This is a genomic window from Serratia sp. 506_PEND, from assembly GCF_001076875.1.
In the GTDB taxonomy this organism is placed as follows: domain Bacteria; phylum Pseudomonadota; class Gammaproteobacteria; order Enterobacterales; family Enterobacteriaceae; genus Serratia; species Serratia marcescens.
The window spans coordinates 1-2356 of sequence record NZ_JVEL01000400.1 but is presented as its reverse complement, the minus strand read 5'-3'; the positions used below and the strand labels follow the sequence as shown (position 1 = coordinate 2356).

Sequence of the window (2356 nt, the reverse complement as noted above, 5' to 3'; positions counted from 1 at the left end):
TAGAAGTGAAAGTGGTGCCCGGACTCGGAATCGACCTTTTAATCTATCTTGTTGTTTTTGTTTGTTATTGTTTGGTTTGATAAAATTGATACCTCCATTGGTACCTCGTAATGGTTTCGCTGGTTGTTGGCGGGAGTTTCAGAAGAGAAAGGTTACTGATTTTGGACTTCCTGAAATCATGGATTCGATTCCTTCATTCGATTCCCGATTAACCTGGATGTTACCTCTGACGAGAGCACAATCAAAGGACATCCAACGGCTGATGGTCACCTGGTTCTGCAAGCACCCTGTTGATATCTCGGGTGTCCTGCATTGAAGAGAGGAACTGGTTCACGCTACCTTACTGGCAGGGCATTTAAAATGGAAAGCGCCACTTGTCTGAAGCAGCCATAAGCCTCCGTCCAGGCGACTTGTTTGCCAAATACCATCGGAGCAACAAATTTCTGGTAACGATCCTGATGTACAGGATTGTTTGTCAGTTCCTCCAGGCCCATTTTCAGCTCTGTCACAGGCGAGTCGCAAAATTGTGGATACTGGTTGCCGTAACGCTGGATATCCTGATCGATAGTTCTCTCAACAAAAGCAGTAAGCTGTGCTATGTCGACATTCCCCACGTTCACAATGCACCATGTATCGTAGATATGGCGAACCAGCGTGGTATCGTCAAAACGTTCAACATTGCGGGTGACAGCGGCTGTTCGTCGCAACATCGCCACTAATTTCTCTGCTTGTGTACTGGTTACGGTGACGGAAGGGAATGCCTGAACGATATGTGGTCTTTTCGTCATCTCGGTTACCAGCGAGTGAATATCCCGTTCTTCTGCTGACTCCAGCAAATCAGATTCCATCAGCTCCAGTTTGATGAAAGGCCGCAGACAGGGTTCCTGTGCCAGACGCTGAGGATAACGAACCGGAATGTCATTGTAACGATACTCATCCCGGGTCACTTTCTGGTCATCATCAACGCTGAACATACCGGTAGCGGTTATTGCGTCAGTGATTGACTGGATAACCGCTTTACGGCTGGCTTTTCGCCCGGAGCGCGAAAGCGCCAGAAAGTCAGCGCCTGGAACCAGTTTGATATCCACGTCTTCTGACATGCGGTTCAGCGCCACCCCGGATTTTGCCAGGGCAGTACCGCCAGCGAAAACCAGCTGGTGAGTATCGAACGACAATGGCTTAAGCAGAGCCAGAAGCTCAACGATATAGTGATCTTTTTCCACAATGGCGACAGACTCAATACCAAGTGCGTCAGCTACCTCAGAAAAAAGAGTGTTGAGATTATCCATTCAGTTTACTGTTTCCTACCGACAACACGCGTTTAAAACGTGATGGTGTTTTTATCCCTGCCGAAACAGGGATTTGAGTAGACTTACCGCTGTTATATGCCCGTGTTGCGTCGGTAACGCGATAACGTACCTTCAGTCGATCCAGCGTTTCGACGATCACTGCAGCGGAACCTCCGGGCGATGCTGGCATCAGCTTACCGGTGATACTGTTGCGGCGGGCCTTGGTGTACACGCCATAACCGACTTTCAACAGCACGCCTTCTTTAACCAGGGCACGCAATGCTCTGCCAACCTGATCGTAGCCAGCAATGTCTTTGAAATCATCACGAGTGAAAACATAGCGCTTCGAACGTTTCAGTCGTGACTGTATACGGGCTTTGGTCGTCATGTTTTCCTCCTCTGTTTGTTTTTCAAGCATAGCAAAAATACGACATATTTAACAGCAAACACACGACAGGCATATTACCTTGCTGCCAGAGCTCCGGGATAGTGCCGGGCGATGATGTCATTCAGCTTATCGACCAGCTCTGGCCGCTTTAAGGTGATATGGGCCGTCCCCTTCTGAAAGTACTTAATCGTAAACATCTCATCCTCGTAACGGTTGCTGTGCCTGTTCTCATGAATATGATCGCCGATACGTCGGGTAACGTCAGCGCGGTTGTCGGGAACCGGTTTACCATCCAGGAGCATCAGCATGCGCTCCAGATCCGCCAGGCGGTCACGTTGCCTGCCCCAGTTAAGTCCAAAGCCCCACCTGTCGAATTTGACCAGCCCAGTAACAATAATTTTCGCGCCAAACTTGCAGGGGCTGTTCGTTTTGAAATCCCAGCTCAACCCTTTAAATACGTTGATGACGCCCCGTTCAAACACGTCACCTTTACTTTGATGCAGTTGCTCAAAGGTGCTCAGGATATTCTCTTCACTGACCGCCGGAATATCCTCCTTTTCCAGACTGTTGTACCACTGGTCACGCGCCTGAGCGTCCATGATAGAAAGCATCCCTGACTTTTTCATTAAATCGCGCCATATACTACGATCGAGATTACGGGTAATGGCTTTCATCGCCG

Annotated in this window: 4 protein-coding genes; 1 reads left to right on the top strand and 3 read right to left on the bottom strand. The window is 49.0% G+C overall.

Going from position 1 to position 2356, the window contains the following annotated elements; translation table 11 throughout:
* The coding region (locus tag ADK28_RS32735) for a hypothetical protein (protein WP_204375375.1) at positions 1 to 316 on the top strand (316 nt) is incomplete at its 5' end.
* A 19-nt stretch (positions 317 to 335) separates the two neighbouring features.
* Here the strand turns inward: ADK28_RS32735 and ADK28_RS14605 are convergent.
* The 3 genes from ADK28_RS14605 to ADK28_RS14595 form a co-directional block, all read right to left on the bottom strand.
* Positions 336 to 1289 carry a nucleotidyl transferase AbiEii/AbiGii toxin family protein gene (locus ADK28_RS14605; RefSeq protein ID WP_048795962.1) on the bottom strand — a complete coding sequence of 318 codons (954 nt, stop codon included), beginning with the start codon at positions 1287 to 1289 and terminating at the stop codon, positions 336 to 338.
* Positions 1282 to 1677, bottom strand: a complete 396-nt coding sequence (locus ADK28_RS14600) for a DUF6088 family protein (RefSeq protein WP_048795961.1) — start codon at positions 1675 to 1677, stop codon at positions 1282 to 1284. Before ADK28_RS14600 ends, ADK28_RS14605 begins: the two co-directional genes overlap by 8 nt.
* Positions 1678 to 1751: 74 nt before the next feature.
* Positions 1752 to 2356, bottom strand: a 605-nt coding sequence (locus ADK28_RS14595) for a DUF4942 domain-containing protein (protein WP_048795960.1), incomplete at its 5' end; no start/stop codon positions are given.

Bases quoted from the DNA above. Each gene is read 5' to 3' on its own strand.
- ADK28_RS14605 (WP_048795962.1), bottom strand. From the start codon at position 1,289: ATGGATAATCTCAACACTCTTTTTTCTGAGGTAGCTGACGCACTTGGT.
- ADK28_RS14600 (WP_048795961.1), bottom strand. From the start codon at position 1,677: ATGACGACCAAAGCCCGTATACAGTCACGACTGAAACGTTCGAAGCGC.